12 protein-coding genes, 11 tRNA genes and 3 rRNA genes are annotated in these 17,158 nt (G+C 43.7%); 24 read left to right on the top strand and 2 right to left on the bottom strand.

The window, feature by feature from the left end:
* Positions 1 to 210 precede the first annotated feature (210 nt).
* From ACZ5XR_RS17560 to mug, 4 genes are all read left to right on the top strand, one after another.
* On the top strand, positions 211 to 639 hold the full coding sequence (locus ACZ5XR_RS17560; protein ID WP_464497605.1) for a cell wall hydrolase: 429 nt from the start codon (positions 211 to 213) through the stop codon (positions 637 to 639).
* 137 nt (positions 640 to 776) lie between these two features.
* Positions 777 to 2,102, top strand: a complete 1,326-nt coding sequence (locus tag ACZ5XR_RS17555) for a Na+/H+ antiporter NhaC family protein (RefSeq protein ID WP_464497604.1) — start codon at positions 777 to 779, stop codon at positions 2,100 to 2,102.
* Positions 2,103 to 2,200: 98 nt separating this feature from the next.
* Complete coding sequence (locus ACZ5XR_RS17550; protein WP_464497603.1) at positions 2,201 to 2,785, top strand: YitT family protein; 585 nt, start codon at positions 2,201 to 2,203, stop codon at positions 2,783 to 2,785.
* 57 nt (positions 2,786 to 2,842) lie between these two features.
* Complete coding sequence (mug, locus tag ACZ5XR_RS17545; RefSeq protein ID WP_464497601.1) at positions 2,843 to 3,349, top strand: G/U mismatch-specific DNA glycosylase; 507 nt, start codon at positions 2,843 to 2,845, stop codon at positions 3,347 to 3,349.
* 40 nt (positions 3,350 to 3,389) lie between these two features.
* On the opposite strand, the gene ACZ5XR_RS17540 is transcribed toward mug, so the two are convergent.
* Positions 3,390 to 5,255 (bottom strand): terpene cyclase/mutase family protein, encoded by a 1,866-nt coding sequence (locus tag ACZ5XR_RS17540; RefSeq protein ID WP_464497600.1) that lies wholly within the window; start codon positions 5,253 to 5,255, stop codon positions 3,390 to 3,392.
* A 188-nt stretch (positions 5,256 to 5,443) separates the two neighbouring features.
* On the opposite strand from ACZ5XR_RS17540, the gene ACZ5XR_RS17535 reads away from it, so the two are divergent.
* The 6 genes from ACZ5XR_RS17535 to ACZ5XR_RS17510 all read left to right on the top strand — a co-directional run bounded on the left by ACZ5XR_RS17535 (position 5,444) and on the right by ACZ5XR_RS17510 (position 10,225).
* Positions 5,444 to 6,475, top strand: coding sequence for a DUF2515 domain-containing protein (locus ACZ5XR_RS17535; protein ID WP_464497599.1), 1,032 nt, complete (start codon positions 5,444 to 5,446; stop codon positions 6,473 to 6,475).
* A complete protein-coding gene (locus tag ACZ5XR_RS17530; RefSeq protein WP_464497598.1) occupies positions 6,444 to 6,851 on the top strand; it encodes a CBO0543 family protein in 408 nt (135 codons plus the stop codon). Before ACZ5XR_RS17535 ends, ACZ5XR_RS17530 begins: the two co-directional genes overlap by 32 nt.
* Before the next feature lie 231 nt (positions 6,852 to 7,082).
* Positions 7,083 to 7,523, top strand: a complete 441-nt coding sequence (locus tag ACZ5XR_RS17525) for a peptidylprolyl isomerase (protein WP_464497597.1) — start codon at positions 7,083 to 7,085, stop codon at positions 7,521 to 7,523.
* A gap of 121 nt (positions 7,524 to 7,644) precedes the next feature.
* Entirely contained in the window at positions 7,645 to 8,433 is a 789-nt protein-coding gene (locus ACZ5XR_RS17520; RefSeq protein WP_464497595.1) for a divergent polysaccharide deacetylase family protein, read from the top strand.
* Positions 8,434 to 8,596: 163 nt separating this feature from the next.
* Positions 8,597 to 9,355 (top strand): exodeoxyribonuclease III, encoded by a 759-nt coding sequence (locus ACZ5XR_RS17515; RefSeq protein ID WP_464497594.1) that lies wholly within the window; start codon positions 8,597 to 8,599, stop codon positions 9,353 to 9,355.
* 99 nt (positions 9,356 to 9,454) lie between these two features.
* Positions 9,455 to 10,225 (top strand): class I SAM-dependent methyltransferase, encoded by a 771-nt coding sequence (locus ACZ5XR_RS17510; RefSeq protein WP_464497593.1) that lies wholly within the window; start codon positions 9,455 to 9,457, stop codon positions 10,223 to 10,225.
* Between the two features lie 73 nt (positions 10,226 to 10,298).
* Here ACZ5XR_RS17510 and ACZ5XR_RS17505 read toward each other — a convergent pair whose 3' ends face one another.
* A complete protein-coding gene (locus ACZ5XR_RS17505; RefSeq protein ID WP_464497592.1) occupies positions 10,299 to 10,430 on the bottom strand; it encodes a hypothetical protein in 132 nt (43 codons plus the stop codon).
* 444 nt (positions 10,431 to 10,874) lie between these two features.
* On the opposite strand from ACZ5XR_RS17505, the gene ACZ5XR_RS17500 reads away from it, so the two are divergent.
* From ACZ5XR_RS17500 to ACZ5XR_RS17435, 14 genes are all read left to right on the top strand, one after another.
* Positions 10,875 to 12,473: ribosomal RNA gene (locus tag ACZ5XR_RS17500) — 16S ribosomal RNA — on the top strand.
* A 197-nt stretch (positions 12,474 to 12,670) separates the two neighbouring features.
* Positions 12,671 to 15,608: ribosomal RNA gene (locus ACZ5XR_RS17495) — 23S ribosomal RNA — on the top strand.
* A gap of 129 nt (positions 15,609 to 15,737) precedes the next feature.
* Positions 15,738 to 15,854, top strand: a 5S ribosomal RNA gene (rrf, locus tag ACZ5XR_RS17490).
* Together the 16S, 23S and 5S rRNA genes with 11 tRNA genes alongside form the textbook arrangement of a ribosomal RNA operon.
* 9 nt (positions 15,855 to 15,863) lie before the next feature.
* Positions 15,864 to 15,939, top strand: a tRNA-Val gene (locus tag ACZ5XR_RS17485).
* A gap of 38 nt (positions 15,940 to 15,977) precedes the next feature.
* Positions 15,978 to 16,059: transfer RNA gene (locus ACZ5XR_RS17480), tRNA-Leu, on the top strand.
* Positions 16,060 to 16,075: 16 nt separating this feature from the next.
* A tRNA-Gly gene (locus tag ACZ5XR_RS17475) sits at positions 16,076 to 16,150 on the top strand.
* A 5-nt stretch (positions 16,151 to 16,155) separates the two neighbouring features.
* Positions 16,156 to 16,241: transfer RNA gene (locus ACZ5XR_RS17470), tRNA-Leu, on the top strand.
* Between the two features lie 14 nt (positions 16,242 to 16,255).
* A tRNA-Pro gene (locus ACZ5XR_RS17465) sits at positions 16,256 to 16,332 on the top strand.
* Between the two features lie 20 nt (positions 16,333 to 16,352).
* Positions 16,353 to 16,428 (top strand) — tRNA-Ala (locus tag ACZ5XR_RS17460).
* A 27-nt stretch (positions 16,429 to 16,455) separates the two neighbouring features.
* Positions 16,456 to 16,532, top strand: a tRNA-Met gene (locus tag ACZ5XR_RS17455).
* 18 nt (positions 16,533 to 16,550) lie between these two features.
* Positions 16,551 to 16,643, top strand: a tRNA-Ser gene (locus ACZ5XR_RS17450).
* Between the two features lie 21 nt (positions 16,644 to 16,664).
* A tRNA-Tyr gene (locus ACZ5XR_RS17445) sits at positions 16,665 to 16,749 on the top strand.
* Positions 16,750 to 16,752: 3 nt separating this feature from the next.
* A tRNA-Trp gene (locus ACZ5XR_RS17440) sits at positions 16,753 to 16,826 on the top strand.
* 15 nt (positions 16,827 to 16,841) lie between these two features.
* Positions 16,842 to 16,923, top strand: a tRNA-Leu gene (locus tag ACZ5XR_RS17435).
* Positions 16,924 to 17,158: the final 235 nt, after the last annotated feature.

Genomic DNA, 17,158 nt, shown 5'->3' with positions numbered 1-17,158 from the left:
AGGACAGTTGAGTCAAAAAACGGCATTGAGTGTCCTTGAAGATGGTGCTCAAGGACAGTTGGTTTAAAAAAAGAGGTCCAAGTGTCCTTGAAGAGGGCGTACGAGGACAGTTGGGGTCAAAAAAAGGTCGAGGTTTTATTATTTATTATTATCGGTCAACACTTCCAGCAATAGGAATATGCTATAGGTGAGCAACTTGGAGGTGGCGTAATGGGTGTAGTCAGGGCGCGAAAATCAGATATTGATTTGTTGGCAAGATTACTAAGAGCGGAGGCAGAAGGGGAAGGAACTCAAGGGATGATGCTTGTGGGAAACGTTGGAATCAACCGGATCCGTGCAAACTGTTCCGATTTTAAAGGACTTCGGACCATTCCCCAAATGGTTTTTCAGCCTCATGCATTTGAAGCGGTAACACATGGATATTTCTATCAATCGGCAAGGGAGTCTGAGCGGAGACTTGCTCGAAAGGTAGTAAATGGGGAAAGATATTGGCCGGCGAAATTCAGCCTATGGTATTTTAGGCCCCCGGGTGATTGCCCGCAAACATGGTATAGTCAGCCATTTGTTGCAAGATATAAAAGGCACTGCTTTTATCAGCCAACTGCTGAAACATGCCAAAGTGTTTATACTACTTTTTAAAAAACTCTTTGAGGCGGTCTCATGATTAAGGGTCAGACCCTTAATCATGAGACTTTCTTTTTTTAAAAAGATACTTTTCGCAAGGCGAAGTTTTTCTTATAATTAAGTATGCTTCTTAATCGTAAGGTGGTTGAATCATGCATACTAACTTTTCAGTCAAACAGGTGCTATTTCTTGTAATCGTGACGTTATCAGGTGTCGTTTTGTCTGTGATTTTCCATGAACCGTTAGTGTTGGGCTTTCTTCCTGGATTTTTGGTGCTCGTGCTCCTGTCAAAACTAAAAAAAATGTCGGCACAACAGATTTTTTCCATTAGTTTAAAGGGAGTAAAAAAAACAAAGATCGTCATTTATATTCTATTTTTAGTCAGCTTTTTACTACCATCCTGGTATTTATCAGGTACGATTGGTCAAATGGTGAAAATTGCTTTACATCTCATTACTCCTCAGCACTTTTTAGTGCTGTCATTTATGACAGCTATGTTGTTTTCGATGCTGCTTGGAACAACAGTAGGAACATTGAGTGCAATCGGAATTCCGATTCTGGGGACTGCGGCGGTTTTGCATTTACCGCTTGCTCTCGTATCAGGTGCTCTTGTTTCTGGAGCGTTTGTCGGCGACAGAACTTCACCTTTTTCAAGCTCACACCAGTTATTATCCAATACGGTGGAAGTTTCGGTGAAAAGACAATTTAGAGCTATGCTGTTGACATCGGTTATTGCAGTTCTATTTTGCTTTATCTTTTATGGTACAGCCGATTCCTTTTTATTGCATAAAGCGATGACCAGCAGTCAGCCCTTGATTTTGAGTCAAATATCCATAATCAAATTCATCCCGCCATTATTGTTAATCATATTGGTTGTCTTTAGAATTAGTATTGTTTATGCCTTTTTATCCAGCATTCTTTCAGCAGCAATCATTGCGTTAATCGATGGTACCTCTTTCATAAAGGTTGCTTCAGCTTTTTGGAAGGGGATTGACGGTCTGGGCGGGGGATTAGTTCATATGTATGAATTATTGCTGTTTTTAGCATTGGCAGGGGCGTATAACGGATTATTGGAAGAGATGAATGTGATTCAGCCCTATTTAGATAAATGGTTACAATCTTCACGATCCTTAGTGGGGGATACTTTAAAGACGATTGTCGCTACACTGCTCATTACCCTTATCGCTGCTAACCAAACACTTCCAATCATATTGACAGGGAGATCATTTCTTCCACATTATTCTAGTAAATATGGAAATCAGGAATTAGCCAGAATTATGGGAGATAGTACAATGCTTTTTCCTGGAATGGTGCCTTGGAGTGTCCTTGCAATCATGTGCAGTACAATTGTAGGCGTCCCGCTTTTAAACTATTTGCCCTATGCTATATTCCTATGGATTTTACCATGTCTAACCTTTTTCGTATCTCTTGTTAAACAAATACGTAAATCAAAAATGAATCGAACTGCTGCAGCATAAGACGGGGCCGTAACTAGGTTCCGTTTTTTTCTTTAAAGAATGAGGAGGTTATTTTAAACATATAAGTATATAAAAAGCGTTGGACAAGGGTGATAATCATGATGAAAAAAATGGCAGTGATCGGTTTCGGCAGTACTTTAATTGGCATAGGGGTTAACGGCTTTATAATCCCATTCCACTTAATCAACGGAGGGTTCATTGGGATTAGCCTAATCCTTAGTTACCTATGGGGAGTTAAGGCAGGACTTACGTTTATTTTATTAAATATTCCTGTTTATCTTTTTGCGTTTAAGTCCGACCTATGGTATTTCATCAATGGGTTAATTGGGGCGATCATCTCCGGTTTAATGATTGAATTATTAAAGCCGTTGAATGGAAGTGTTCATTTACCGATTATGAGCAGTGTAATTGTAGGGGCTGGAATTATTGGCATTGGGGTAGGGGTGATGCTGAGGAATCATATCAGCCCTGGCGGAATGGACTTGCTTGCATTATTACTGGCAAAATGGTCCAAGATCAATGTCGGTGTGATTATTTTTGCTCTTGATATTGTGGTCATCATCTCCGGTTTATTAATCCTTCAAGATGCGAAGCTGTTTTATTCATTATTAATTATCTCCATTGTCGGTTTATTGGCCAGCCTTATCACTTCATTTCGTCAAGTGGATGTTTTTCTGAATTGAAATTTGTGATAAACTGAAATGGATTTCCATTAAATAACAAAAAGAGACTGGAGAAAAATGAAACCGATTAGTGATCATATCAAAGAAAATTTGGAAATCTTATTTGTAGGGTTTAATCCAAGCATTCGTTCTAGTGAGGTTGGGCACCATTATGCCAATCCTAATAACCGGTTTTGGAAAATTATTTATGAAGCGGGATTAACGCCACGACGGTATGAACCGTTTGAGGATGGGAAATTGCTGGAGCTGGGCTATGGGTTCACCAATATTGTGGCTAGACCCACTAAAGCGGCAGATGAAATTTCCAAGCAGGAGTATCAGGAAGGTAGAGAAATTTTAAAGCACAAGATTGAACAATATCACCCGAAAATGGTTTGCTTTGTTGGGAAAGGTGTTTATCAGGAATATAGCGGACGAAAGTTGGTTCCATGGGGGAGGCAGACATTAGAAGTGGTCCCAGGTATCATTGATTTTGTCGCACCCTCTTCAAGCGGACTTGTCAGAATGAAATTGGATGAGATCGTTCAAATATATAAGGAATTAACGAACTTCATTTCAAAATGAAACATCGACGCAAATGCAATTGCCGTCGATGTTTTGATTATTAACTATCAAATTTCCTTTGGTAATGTGCCAGCGTCAATAATGGGAAGATAAAGCGGTAACTATGGTAATGAATATAGAAAGCACCGGCCATGCCCTGCCCTTTTGGATAATAGGACGTCCAATCAGTTTCTTCAATGGAATCAATTAAATAAGACATGCCCTTTTGAATTTCTTTAGTCGGGCGATTTGACGCAGAAATCAGTGCATCGAGCGCCCATGAAGTATGAGTCAATGTACTTTTACTTAATGGAACATAGGTGCTTTGATTATCACTATAGCAGGACTCCCCCCAACCCCCATCCTCATTTTGCGTCACTTTCAGCCATTTGACTGCTTTTTCGATAGCGGGGTGATTGGGGCTGATTCCTACGGATAAAAGGCCGGTTAAGGCACCCCATGTACCATACAAATAACAAATTCCCCATCTTCCGTACCATGAACCATCCTTTTCTTGATTTGTTAGCAGCCATCTGACTCCTTTTTCAACTGCCTCATGTTTCCATGATAGATTCGTATAATTTCCGAAAAATTCAAGCGTTCTTCCGGTTAAATCTGCACAGCTGGGATCTAATAGCAGGTATTTCCCTTTTTCAACGGGCAAAAACTCGATAAATTTGGAATTCACATTCTTCTCAAAAGCCGCCCAGCCGCCATCCTCATTTTGCATGGAAAGGAGCCAGTTAATCGCACGATCCCAGTTTTGGAGGTTCAGGGTGGCAATTCTGGAAATAGAACGTAATGAGGCAGTCGTGTCGTCAACGTCCGGAAGTATATAATTCACATGAGAAAATCCCCAGCCCCCAGGAAGGCTGTTAGAATTATGAATCACCCAATCTCCAAACTTATGATGCTGCCTTTCTAATAGATATTGGTTTGCCCGCTCCACCATTGGGTCTTCTGCAGAAATACCGGCTTCTTGCAAGGCATAACTAATAAGAGCGGTATTCCAAACATTTGCCGTCGTGTATTGCATATGGGGAAATCCATTAATTTCACACTTCATCGACTTAATCCCATCAATTGCTTTGACGATGAGGGGGTCTGTTTTTTTATAGCCGAGTGAGAGCAATGCGAAAATCATCAAAAACGTGCAGCTGAAATAACTGTATAAGGTTCCATCCGGTTCAATTCTATCCAGCATATATTTCTTGGCGCGTTCAATTGCCAATTCGTGGAGCTGCCCAGGTAAACCAAGTAAACTTTTCACTCCGTTCTCAATATAGGAAACAATGGAATGAAATTCGGGGGAGCGCAGCCAAGAGTTATCACTGTTTCGATTTAAATTCAGCTCTGAAAGATTTGGAGAGTGATTGGTTCGTAAGGTAAATTTTTTATCTACTAGAATCATGATGGGAGTGAGATTAGCTCTGCCAAAAACAGACACATCATAAAAGTTAATCGGAAAACTTAGGGGAAGAAGAATTAATTCGATTGGAAACGGTGAAAATGCTGGCCACTTGTATTGACCAGTGACTGAGAGCATCACTTTTGAATACAGGTTTACCTCATCCAAACCGCCTTTTGCTAAAATAAATTTTTTGGCGGCAAGTAAACGCGGATCTTCCTTTTGATAGTAACCTCCATACAGTAAGGAGTAATAGGACTCCACCGTAGCGGTGAGATTCCCGTCTCTCTCGTCATAAAAAAGCTTCCAGGCCCCATTTTTCTCTTGCCTGCTTAAAATCCTCTCAGAGAGTCCTTGGATTAATTCTTCATCATGTATTTCTAATGTCCTTAATAAAATAATCATATATGCATCTGTTGATATACCGGTTTCAAAAGGATAATCCCAGGATCCGTCGGGAGTTTGGTCGTTCCTCATCCTTTCAATAATCCAATCCACAGCCGTTTTGGTATTCGTCATTCCAGGTTCTCAGTCCTCTCCCGTAAAATGATTCTCATCTATACATATTCCTTTGTTAGAAGGAGAATTCGTAAGGGAGGTGATCCGCCATTTTATTTATGCGCAATCGTGAAAGGACGCCGCTAGAAAGGATCACAGAAGAACTGAAGAAAAAAAGTAAACTCTCTCCAAAGCCTGTGAATGTAGACATGTTATCCACAGCCGATTTAGCTTTAATTCGCCAAATCCGGAATAAGACGCAGGAATATAATTTAAATAATGTTACGAGGACGAAGGCATATTTTCAATTTTACCAGCAGCATCCGGAAATCCACTGGGCCTTTTTAGGTCATATGGTATCGCGGAATGGCGGGTGGAATATGACGGATTTAAAAGGAGAATTTCTGACAAGGTTATTGTCAAAGAAAGAAGGGAGCTCATTTTTTTCTTTTTTAGAACGGGGGAATTGGTTGATCTTTCAGGATGCCTATCCACAATTTCTACTCTACAAGGAAAGTTTATCCCGAAACAAACCGCTGTTTTATCTTTTACCCTTTTTAACCATCTCTACCTTTATGGAAACAATTTGGAATCATTTCTGGAGCAATCATGACACTTATATTCTCACCATGGCCCTTGTCATCAATGAACAAAACTACTTAGAAAAACGAGTGATACAAAATCCGCGATATAAGAAGGAAGTATTTAATAAACTGGAATTCAAGTTGCAGGACTTGTTTTCATTTAACCAGATTTTATTTCCATATGGGAAAAAGAACCTTATCGGGCAAACCCTCCACCAATTTGGATCAGTCAATGAAAGGATTTTACTTGGAAAAAGATTATATGCAGTTCTGTTCAAAAATAAAGATCTTTTAAAAAAAGTGGAGGAATGGGCCAAAAACCATCCCCACACAGGCTCAAGAAAAGACTACTGGCCGCATATTTTTAATAGTGTTAATGAAGGAGTTCCAGGATTCGCCTACCAGCTTCGGCTAAAGGCCTGCCATTTACGGCACGGAGCTACCAGAATATATAGTCCTGATCTTGAAAGAGCTTGGAAAAATGTCGCTCAGGAAGAGGCGGAAATAGAAGATTGGTTTGAAGATTGGCAAGTAGTGGAGTATTTAAAAAGGGACGATGAAAATTATGATGGAGAGATTAAAAATGAATACTGCAAAACACTTGAAAGGCTTGAGCTCGCCTCCCTTGCGAAAAAAGCGATTTCTATTTTGGATTAAAACTTACTTACCGGGGATGCTTCTTGCTTCGATCATTGGAACAATTCTAGACCTATACTTTGTTGAAAAACAAATTTACGAGTTTCCGATTCGATTTTTACCTAATATATTTTCGATTAATGTCATTTTTACCGTTGTGATTCTCCCTGCCTTCGTGTTGTTTTATTTATATAGCATGGACCAGTTGAACAACTGGGGAAAAGCGGGCTTAACCCTTTTGGTAAGTTTATTAATGCCGATTTTTGAAAAATTATCAGAGGTCTGCGGCATGTTTGTGCATTCGGAAGAATGGAAACATATTTATACCTTTTTTGGCTATTTCATTTTTTTAATCATTATATTTGCCTTTCATCGGCTGGTAAATCGATATAGGTAAAAGACAAAAGCCAGGACCTCAGTCCTGGCTTTTGCGATGTCTGCGTTAGGAGACACCTTGCCCCTTCCGTCCGTACAGTGGTTAAGTGTCCCGCAACAAGCGAAATGTTCGGAAGGGATACCATTATATTACCACAAATCTTGGAAAAATATATCTATAGTTAAAAACTTTCTTTTCTGTTTCGAAAAGTGTATGATAAAAATGATTTTTTACATAAAGGAGATGTTGATTGTGGCAAAAAAAGGATACATACAAATGCAAAATGGCAATAAAATCGAATTTGATCTTTATCCAAACGAAGCACCAGGTACAGTTGCTAACTTTGAAAAATTAGCAAAAGAAGGCTTTTATAATGGTTTAAACTTCCACCGCGTAATTCCTGGATTCGTTAGCCAAGGGGGCTGCCCAAAAGGAACGGGTACAGGTGGACCTGGGTACACGATTAAATGTGAAACGGAAGGAAACCCACATAAACATGTTCCAGGTGCATTATCAATGGCACATGCTGGTCGTGACACAGGCGGAAGCCAATTCTTCATCGTTCATGAATCACAGCCGCATTTAAACGGTGTTCATACAGTTTTCGGTCAAGTGACCTCTGGACTTGAACATGCAAAAGCGATGAGAAATGGCGATGTAATGGAGAAAGTCGAAATATTTGATGAAGAATAGATAATACTCAATAGGGAGCTGATTCATTCAGCTCTCTTTTTTCATTTGAAATGGACAATTTTATAGTAAATCCAGCCCTTTACGGGCAAATTATCCTCAAAAGTTTATTTTGGGGGTTCTCATGAAAAATAAGGTATTGTTACTACTACCCATCTTTCTTGTATTGTTTCAGATCTCCGTTTCGGCAGAAAATGTGGGCCAAAAAGAATTAAAAGCGGCGATTATCATTGATGACTTTGGCGGAGGAGCAGGGGGCGTTAAGGACTTTTTAGAAGGAAATGTCCCGATTACAGCGGCGGTAATGCCTTTTACTGAAAAATCAAAGGAACATGCTGAATGGGCACATAAAAATGGTTTAGATGTTATGGTCCATTTACCAATGGAGCCAAAGAAGGGGAAAAGATCTTGGCTGGGACCCAAACCGATTACAGTCGATTTAACACCTGAAGAAGTACGGCAGCGGGTGTTGGAGGCCATTCAGAGTGTTCCTTATGCAATTGGCCTTAATAACCACATGGGATCACTTGCAGTGGAGGATGAAAAAATAGTCCGTGCCATTGTAGAGGTTGCCAAGGAAAGAAAACTATTTATTATTGACAGCGGAACAAGTATGGGGACGAAATTTCCGGTAATTGCAAAGGAATTAGGTGTTCCCATCATGAAAAGAGATGTTTTCTTAGATGATATTTCTTCAGCAGCATATGTAAAAAGACAAATGATCAGGTTAGCAAAAGTTACTGAAATAAAAGGAACAGGCATTGGAATTGGACATGTTGGAATTAAGGGGAAAGCCTGTTCCACTGGTGTATATGAATCGATCGCAGAATTTAACAAACGAAATATTAAGATCGTTCCCATATCGGAATTGATGCATGAGAAAAAGGCTGATAATATATTTTCAGCCCATTAAAGTAACTGTCACAAAAGGGTCAGACCCCCCTGGCTAAGTTGGGGGTCTGACCCTTTTGTTTGCAGACAGCTTTTTTCTTTTTCTATAAAAATCCTATTGCCTTCATGTTGAAGGTTGGGCCAAAATAGAAAGATAATGCCATCAAGGGAGAGGACTCATAAATATGAAACTAGTTTCTTGGAATGTTAATGGCCTTAGGGCTTGTGTAAAGAAGGGGTTTTTGGACTACTTCCAGGAAGTGGATGCGGATATTTTTTGTTTACAGGAAACGAAGCTGCAAGAAGGGCAAATTCAGCTGGACTTGGCAGGGTATCATCAATATTGGAATTATGCTTTGAAGAAGGGATATTCAGGGACGGCAGTCTTTACAAAGGAAAAGCCGATGTCCGTGAAATATGGTTTATGCGAGGAAGATTCTGAGGACGAGGGCAGGATTTTAACTTTGGAATTTGCTGAATTTTTTCTTGTAAATGTGTATACGCCAAACTCTCAGAGAGACCTTGCCAGATTAGAGTTCCGTTTAGATTGGGAAAATCGAATTCTAAAACACATTACAGAATTAGATGCAATCAAGCCGGTCATTCTATGCGGTGATTTAAATGTTGCCCACCAGGAAATTGATTTAAAGAATCCTAAATCAAATGTAGGTAATTCCGGCTTTACAGATGAGGAAAGGGAAAAAATGTCCTCATTACTTCAAGCAGGATTTGTGGACAGCTTCAGATATTTTTATCCGGAGCAAGAAGGTGCCTATACTTGGTGGTCTTACATGATGAAGGTTCGTGAAAGGAATATTGGCTGGCGAATTGATTATTTTATCGTTTCGAAACGAATGTCTGACCGATTAATCGATGCCAATATTCACGCATCGGTAATGGGTAGCGATCATTGCCCAATCCTGCTCGAAATCAATGCAAACTGATAATTTTTTCTTATCATTCTTAATAAAATCCCCGTCATTTTCTTTATGGTAATGCTCCTTTATAGTTAATGTTAACAAAGATGAAATCGGGGGATGAAAATGGATACTAAGAAAGATGTGAAACAGCAATTTGGTAAAAGTGCAGAATCGTATGTTTCCAGCCCAATCCATAAACAGGGGAAAGACTTACAAAGGCTTTTGGAAATGGCCGAGATTTCAGGAAATGAAGAATTGTTGGATGTAGCCACCGGCGGAGGTCATACGGCCAATGCTTTTGCTCCATTTGTAAAGTGTGTTACGGCCGTTGACTTGACGAAGGAAATGTTGGTTGCTGCTGAAAAATTTATTCAAGGAAATGGTCATCAAAATGTTACGTTTGTTGAGGCTGATGCGGAAAACCTCCCATTCCCAGATGAGAGCTTTGATATTGTCACCTGCAGAATTGCCCCGCACCATTTTCCACATGTACTCAAATTTGTCGAAGAAGTATATCGTGTCCTTAAACCTGGAGGGCAGTTATTACTGGATGATAATGTGGCTCCCGAGGATGATGAATTGGATTTATTTTATAATACGATTGAAAAAAAGAGGGACTATAGCCATTTTCGTGCCTGGAAGAAAACGGAGTGGCTCCGGCTGCTTGAATTAAATGATTTAAAAATTATCCAATGGTATCGTTTTGAAAAAACCTTCCGTTATGCCCCGTGGTGCGACCGCATGGATTTATCAGAAGCAGATAAAGAAGAATTAACACGATATATTCTTCAGGCTTCACATAAAATAAAAAGTCAATTTAATATTATCATTGAGAATCATGAGGTAATCTCGTTTATAGGTGAAGCAATAGTTGTAAAAGCGGTAAAAAGCTAATGAAAAAACCCTTTGCATCAAAAAGAGTTAGTCTCTCTTTTGCAAAGGGTTTTTTTGCGTTTTTTAAGTAATGTTATAGGCCATTTAGGGGAGTCCCAGTAACATCAAACTCAGGCAACCTCTCATCGGAAATTGAACTTTCAAATTGGTCCTGTTCTTCTTGACGACCTTGACCTTTTTCATCCTCTTTTTTCGCTTGGGTCACTGAAACCATCTCCTATCCTTGTGATCGATACTCATCCATTTTTTCCTTAAAATAGGCAATTTAAACCTTTGTTATAATAAACATTATATCCAAGTATTGGGTAATCTCTCCGAAATCTTCACAGTACTTCAATTGCATGTTTTATTATGAAAAATGTTTTGGGATCATTTTGAGAAAATAATAATATAGGTGTTGACTTAGATTGATTTAAATAGTATTATATTCTATGTCGCTGCTACGAACGACAGAAACTTTTAAAAATAATTTGTAGAAGTTGACTTTGGATTGAAAGTATAGTAGAATAATAAAGTCGCTAAATTAACAGTTTGGCTACTGATTTGAAATTTGTTCTTTGAAAACTAAACAAACAAGACGTGTAAACAAACAATCATATTCGTTTCTATTTGAAATGAAGCCAACGTAACAATTTTGAGCTAATCAACTTTCTTGGAGAGTTTGATCCTGGCTCAGGACGAACGCTGGCGGCGTGCCTAATACATGCAAGTCGAGCGAATCAATGGGAGCTTGCTCTCTTTGGTTAGCGGCGGACGGGTGAGTAACACGTGGGCAACCTGCCTGTAAGACTGGGATAACACCGGGAAACCGGTGCTAATACCGGATAATCCTTTTCCTCTCATGAGGAAAAGCTGAAATACGGTTTCGGCTGTCACTTACAGATGGGCCCGCGGCGCATTAGCTAGTTGGTGAGGTAACGGCTCACCAAGGCGACGATGCGTAGCCGACCTGAGAGGGTGATCGGCCACACTGGGACTGAGACACGGCCCAGACTCCTACGGGAGGCAGCAGTAGGGAATCTTCCGCAATGGACGAAAGTCTGACGGAGCAACGCCGCGTGAGCGATGAAGGCCTTCGGGTCGTAAAGCTCTGTTGTTAGGGAAGAACAAGTACCGGAGTCACTGCCGGTACCTTGACGGTACCTGACCAGAAAGCCACGGCTAACTACGTGCCAGCAGCCGCGGTAATACGTAGGTGGCAAGCGTTGTCCGGAATTATTGGGCGTAAAGCGCGCGCAGGCGGTCCTTTAAGTCTGATGTGAAAGCCCACGGCTCAACCGTGGAGGGTCATTGGAAACTGGGGGACTTGAGTGCAGAAGAGGAAAGCGGAATTCCACGTGTAGCGGTGAAATGCGTAGAGATGTGGAGGAACACCAGTGGCGAAGGCGGCTTTCTGGTCTGTAACTGACGCTGAGGCGCGAAAGCGTGGGGAGCAAACAGGATTAGATACCCTGGTAGTCCACGCCGTAAACGATGAGTGCTAAGTGTTAGAGGGTTTCCGCCCTTTAGTGCTGCAGCTAACGCATTAAGCACTCCGCCTGGGGAGTACGGCCGCAAGGCTGAAACTCAAAGGAATTGACGGGGGCCCGCACAAGCGGTGGAGCATGTGGTTTAATTCGAAGCAACGCGAAGAACCTTACCAGGTCTTGACATCCTCTGACAACCCTAGAGATAGGGCTTTCCCCTTCGGGGGACAGAGTGACAGGTGGTGCATGGTTGTCGTCAGCTCGTGTCGTGAGATGTTGGGTTAAGTCCCGCAACGAGCGCAACCCTTGATCTTAGTTGCCAGCATTCAGTTGGGCACTCTAAGGTGACTGCCGGTGACAAACCGGAGGAAGGTGGGGATGACGTCAAATCATCATGCCCCTTATGACCTGGGCTACACACGTGCTACAATGGATGGTACAAAGGGCTGCAAAACCGCGAGGTTGAGCCAATCCCATAAAACCATTCTCAGTTCGGATTGTAGGCTGCAACTCGCCTACATGAAGCCGGAATCGCTAGTAATCGCGGATCAGCATGCCGCGGTGAATACGTTCCCGGGCCTTGTACACACCGCCCGTCACACCACGAGAGTTTGTAACACCCGAAGTCGGTGGGGTAACCTGGGGCAAAACTTAACATCTTATTGTATTTATAGGAAGTTAAGTTTTGTCCTAGGAGCCAGCCGCCTAAGGTGGGACAGATGATTGGGGTGAAGTCGTAACAAGGTAGCCGTATCGGAAGGTGCGGCTGGATCACCTCCTTTCTAAGGATATAAGCTGGACATAAGAGCCAGACAAGTTTCACGTTCTTTGTTTGTTTAGTTTTGAGAGAGCAATTCTCTCAGAGCTTTTTTTATTCGTTCTTTGAAAACTAGATAATCGTAATGAAGAAGTCAAGTAAAACATCGAGTTAATCGCCATTTTAGTTTTTCTCTCTATTTAATTAGAGGTAAATCTTTTAGGTTAAGTTAGAAAGGGCGCACGGTGAATGCCTTGGCACTAGGAGCCGATGAAGGACGGGACTAACACCGATATGCTTCGGGGAGCTGTAAGTAAGCTTTGATCCGGAGATTTCCGAATGGGGGAACCCACTGCTCGTAATGGAGCAGTATCTTTATCTGAATACATAGGATATTGAAGGCAGACCCGGGGAACTGAAACATCTAAGTACCCGGAGGAAGAGAAAGCAAACGCGATTCCCTGAGTAGCGGCGAGCGAAACGGGAACAGCCCAAACCGAAAGGCTTGCCTTTCGGGGTTGTAGGACACTCAACATGGAGTTACAAAGGAACGGGGTAGATGAAGCGATCTGGAAAGGTCCGTCATAGAAGGTAAAAGCCCTGTAGTTGAAACTTCGTTCCCTCCTGAGTGGATCCTGAGTACGGCCGGACACGTGAAATCCGGTCGGAAGCAGGGAGGACCATCTCCCAAGGCTAAATACTCCCTAGTGACCGATAGTGAACCAGTACCGTGAGGGAAAGGTGAAAAGCACCCCGGAAGGGGAGTGAAATAGTTCCTGAAACCGTGTGCCTACAAGTAGTCAAAGCCCGTTAATGGGTAATGGCGTGCCTTTTGTAGAATGAACCGGCGAGTTACGATCCCATGCAAGGTTAAGTTGAAGAGACGGAGCCGCAGCGAAAGCGAGTCTGAATAGGGCGTATTGAGTATGTGGTCGTAGACCCGAAACCAGGTGATCTACCCATGTCCAGGGTGAAGTCCAGGTAACACTGGATGGAGGCCCGAACCGACGCACGTTGAAAAGTGCGCGGATGAGGTGTGGGTAGCGGAGAAATTCCAATCGAACTTGGAGATAGCTGGTTCTCTCCGAAATAGCTTTAGGGCTAGCCTCACGTTGTTAGAGTCTTGGAGGTAGAGCACTGTTTGGACTAGGGGCCCTCATCGGGTTACCGAATTCAGACAAACTCCGAATGCCAAAGACTTATCCGTGGGAGTCAGACTGCGAGTGATAAGATCCGTAGTCAAAAGGGAAACAGCCCAGACCACCAGCTAAGGTCCCAAAGTATACGTTAAGTGGAAAAGGATGTGGAGTTGCTTAGACAACCAGGATGTTGGCTTAGAAGCAGCCACCATTTAAAGAGTGCGTAATAGCTCACTGGTCGAGTGACTCTGCGCCGAAAATGTACCGGGGCTAAACGTATCACCGAAGCTGTGGATTGACACCATTAGGTGTCAGTGGTAGGAGAGCGTTCTAAGGGCGTTGAAGCCAGACTGTAAGGACTGGTGGAGCGCTTAGAAGTGAGAATGCCGGTATGAGTAGCGAAAGATGAGTGAGAATCTCATCCACCGAATGCCTAAGGTTTCCTGAGGAAGGCTCGTCCGCTCAGGGTTAGTCGGGACCTAAGCCGAGGCCGAAAGGCGTAGGCGATGGACAACAGGTTGATATTCCTGTACCACCTCTTTATCGTTTGAGCAACGGGGGGACGCAGGAGGATAGGGTAATCGCACTGCTGGATATGTGCGTGTAAGCAGTTAGGCTGGTGAATAGGAAAATCCGTTCACCGTGAAGGCTGAGCTGTGATGCCGAGGGAAATAGAGTACCGAAGTTCCTGATTCCACACTGCCAAGAAAAGCCTCTAGCGATGATATTAGGTGCCCGTACCGCAAACCGACACAGGTAGGCGAGGAGAGAATCCTAAGGTGAGCGAGAGAACTCTCGTTAAGGAACTCGGCAAAATGACCCCGTAACTTCGGGAGAAGGGGTGCTCATTGAGGTGAATAGCCTCGATGAGCCGCAGTGAATAGGCCCAGGCGACTGTTTAGCAAAAACACAGGTCTCTGCGAAGCCGCAAGGCGAAGTATAGGGGCTGACGCCTGCCCGGTGCTGGAAGGTTAAGAGGAGGGGTTAGCGTAAGCGAAGCTCTGAATCGAAGCCCCAGTAAACGGCGGCCGTAACTATAACGGTCCTAAGGTAGCGAAATTCCTTGTCGGGTAAGTTCCGACCCGCACGAAAGGCGTAACGATCTGGGCACTGTCTCAACGAGAGACTCGGTGAAATTATAGTACCTGTGAAGATGCAGGTTACCCGCGACAGGACGGAAAGACCCCATGGAGCTTTACTGTAGCCTGATATTGAATTTTGGTACAGCTTGTACAGGATAGGTAGGAGCCTGAGAAACCGGAGCGCCAGCTTCGGTGGAGGCGTCGGTGGGATACTACCCTGGCTGTATTGAAATTCTAACCCGCACCCCTCATCGGGGTGGGAGACAGTGTCAGGTGGGCAGTTTGACTGGGGCGGTCGCCTCCTAAAGAGTAACGGAGGCGCCCAAAGGTTCCCTCAGAATGGTTGGAAATCATTCGCAGAGTGTAAAGGCATAAGGGAGCTTGACTGCGAGACCTACAAGTCGAGCAGGGACGAAAGTCGGGCTTAGTGATCCGGTGGTTCCGCATGGAAGGGCCATCGCTCAACGGATAAAAGCTACCCTGGGGATAACAGGCTTATCTCCCCCAAGAGTCCACATCGACGGGGAGGTTTGGCACCTCGATGTCGGCTCATCGCATCCTGGGGCTGTAGTCGGTCCCAAGGGTTGGGCTGTTCGCCCATTAAAGCGGTACGCGAGCTGGGTTCAGAACGTCGTGAGACAGTTCGGTCCCTATCCGTCGTGGGCGCAGGAAATTTGAGAGGAGCTGTCCTTAGTACGAGAGGACCGGGATGGACGCACCGCTGGTGTACCAGTTGTCTTGCCAAAGGCATCGCTGGGTAGCTATGTGCGGACGGGATAAGTGCTGAAAGCATCTAAGCATGAAGCCCCCCTCAAGATGAGATTTCCCATAGCGTCAAGCTAGTAAGATCCCTGAAAGATGATCAGGTTGATAGGTCAGAGGTGGAAGCGTGGCAACATGTGGAGCTGACTGATACTAATCGATCGAGGACTTAACCAAATAGAAAAGCGGAGGCGACTGTTCAACTTCGAGAGAAGTTAGGAGCCGAAGCTAGACAGATTACCTCGTTTTTACGAAAACTTCTTCTGTATTATCTAGTTTTGAGGGAACGATCTCTCAAGTAAATAGTCTGGCAATAATGGCGAGAAGGTCACACCCGTTCCCATCCCGAACACGGAAGTTAAGCTTCTCAGCGCCGATGGTAGTTGGGGGCTGTCCCCCTGTGAGAGTAGGACGTTGCCAGGCTGTATAAATGGAGGATTAGCTCAGCTGGGAGAGCATCTGCCTTACAAGCAGAGGGTCGGCGGTTCGATCCCGTCATCCTCCACCATAACTTTTTCACTAAAGTGAAAATAATCTTCAATATATGCGGGTGTGGCGGAATTGGCAGACGCACCAGACTTAGGATCTGGCGCCGCAAGGCGTGGGGGTTCGACTCCCTTCACCCGCACTTTTAATTCACATATGCGGAAGTAGTTCAGTGGTAGAACACCACCTTGCCAAGGTGGGGGTCGCGGGTTCGAATCCCGTCTTCCGCTCCATTCTTGCCGGGGTGGCGGAACTGGCAGACGCACAGGACTTAAAATCCTGCGGTAGGTGACTACCGTACCGGTTCGATTCCGGTCCTCGGCACTGGTTTAATTTTTCGGGAAGTAGCTCAGCTTGGTAGAGCACTTGGTTTGGGACCAAGGGGTCGCAGGTTCGAATCCTGTCTTCCCGACCAGCAGTTCTTTTAAAGTAAATGGGGTCTTAGCTCAGCTGGGAGAGCGCCTGCTTTGCACGCAGGAGGTCAGGGGTTCGATCCCCCTAGACTCCACCAACTAAGTTTTGAATCAAATTATGTTATGGCGGTGTAGCTCAGCTGGCTAGAGCGTACGGTTCATACCCGTAAGGTCGGGGGTTCGATCCCCTCCGCCGCTACCAATTAATTTTAAAAATAATGGAGGAATACCCAAGTCCGGCTGAAGGGATCGGTCTTGAAAACCGACAGGCGGGTTAAACCGCGCGGGGGTTCGAATCCCTCTTCCTCCGCCATTATTTTTTTTGTTTATATTTGGAGGGGTAGCGAAGTGGCTAAACGCGGCGGACTGTAAATCCGCTCCCTCAGGGTTCGGCGGTTCGAATCCGTCCCCCTCCACCATTTAGGGGCATAGTTTAAAGGTAGAACTAAGGTCTCCAAAACCTTCAGTGTGGGTTCGATTCCTACTGCCCCTGCCAAGCTATTAATTATTTGCCGGTGTGGCGGAATTGGCAGACGCGCACGACTCAAAATCGTGTTCCTTCTGGAGTGTCGGTTCGACCCCGACCACCGGTATCACTTAAAAGGGTAAAACTTTTAAAGGTCAATGCTTTGAGCAATCAAGGTATTGACCTTTTTTCGTTTTTAGTGTCCTAAAGTGTTTACCAACCGTGTGGACAACAAATTTAGTTTATTCAATATCTTTAAGCCTGTATTTCTTAAAGGGGAATAAAGAAATTGAACAATGCAAGAAAAATGAAAAGGGTAAAAGCAGCACTTGAAGAAAAAACTATAACGGAGTTGTATAATG

This window comes from Neobacillus sp. Fa239 (genome assembly GCF_055395235.1).
Note: the sequence above shows the minus strand (reverse complement) of the source record. Positions and strands in the feature narration are given on the sequence as shown.

Coding starts and splice junctions, on each gene's coding strand:
- ACZ5XR_RS17510 (WP_464497593.1), top strand. CDS start 9,455: ATGGATACTAAGAAAGATGTGAAACAGCAATTTGGTAAAAGTGCAGAA.
- ACZ5XR_RS17520 (WP_464497595.1), top strand. CDS start 7,645: ATGAAAAATAAGGTATTGTTACTACTACCCATCTTTCTTGTATTGTTT.
- ACZ5XR_RS17540 (WP_464497600.1), bottom strand. CDS start 5,255: ATGACGAATACCAAAACGGCTGTGGATTGGATTATTGAAAGGATGAGG.
- ACZ5XR_RS17550 (WP_464497603.1), top strand. CDS start 2,201: ATGATGAAAAAAATGGCAGTGATCGGTTTCGGCAGTACTTTAATTGGC.
- ACZ5XR_RS17560 (WP_464497605.1), top strand. CDS start 211: ATGGGTGTAGTCAGGGCGCGAAAATCAGATATTGATTTGTTGGCAAGA.
- ACZ5XR_RS17515 (WP_464497594.1), top strand. CDS start 8,597: ATGAAACTAGTTTCTTGGAATGTTAATGGCCTTAGGGCTTGTGTAAAG.
- ACZ5XR_RS17555 (WP_464497604.1), top strand. CDS start 777: ATGCATACTAACTTTTCAGTCAAACAGGTGCTATTTCTTGTAATCGTG.
- mug (WP_464497601.1), top strand. CDS start 2,843: ATGAAACCGATTAGTGATCATATCAAAGAAAATTTGGAAATCTTATTT.
- ACZ5XR_RS17535 (WP_464497599.1), top strand. CDS start 5,444: ATGTTATCCACAGCCGATTTAGCTTTAATTCGCCAAATCCGGAATAAG.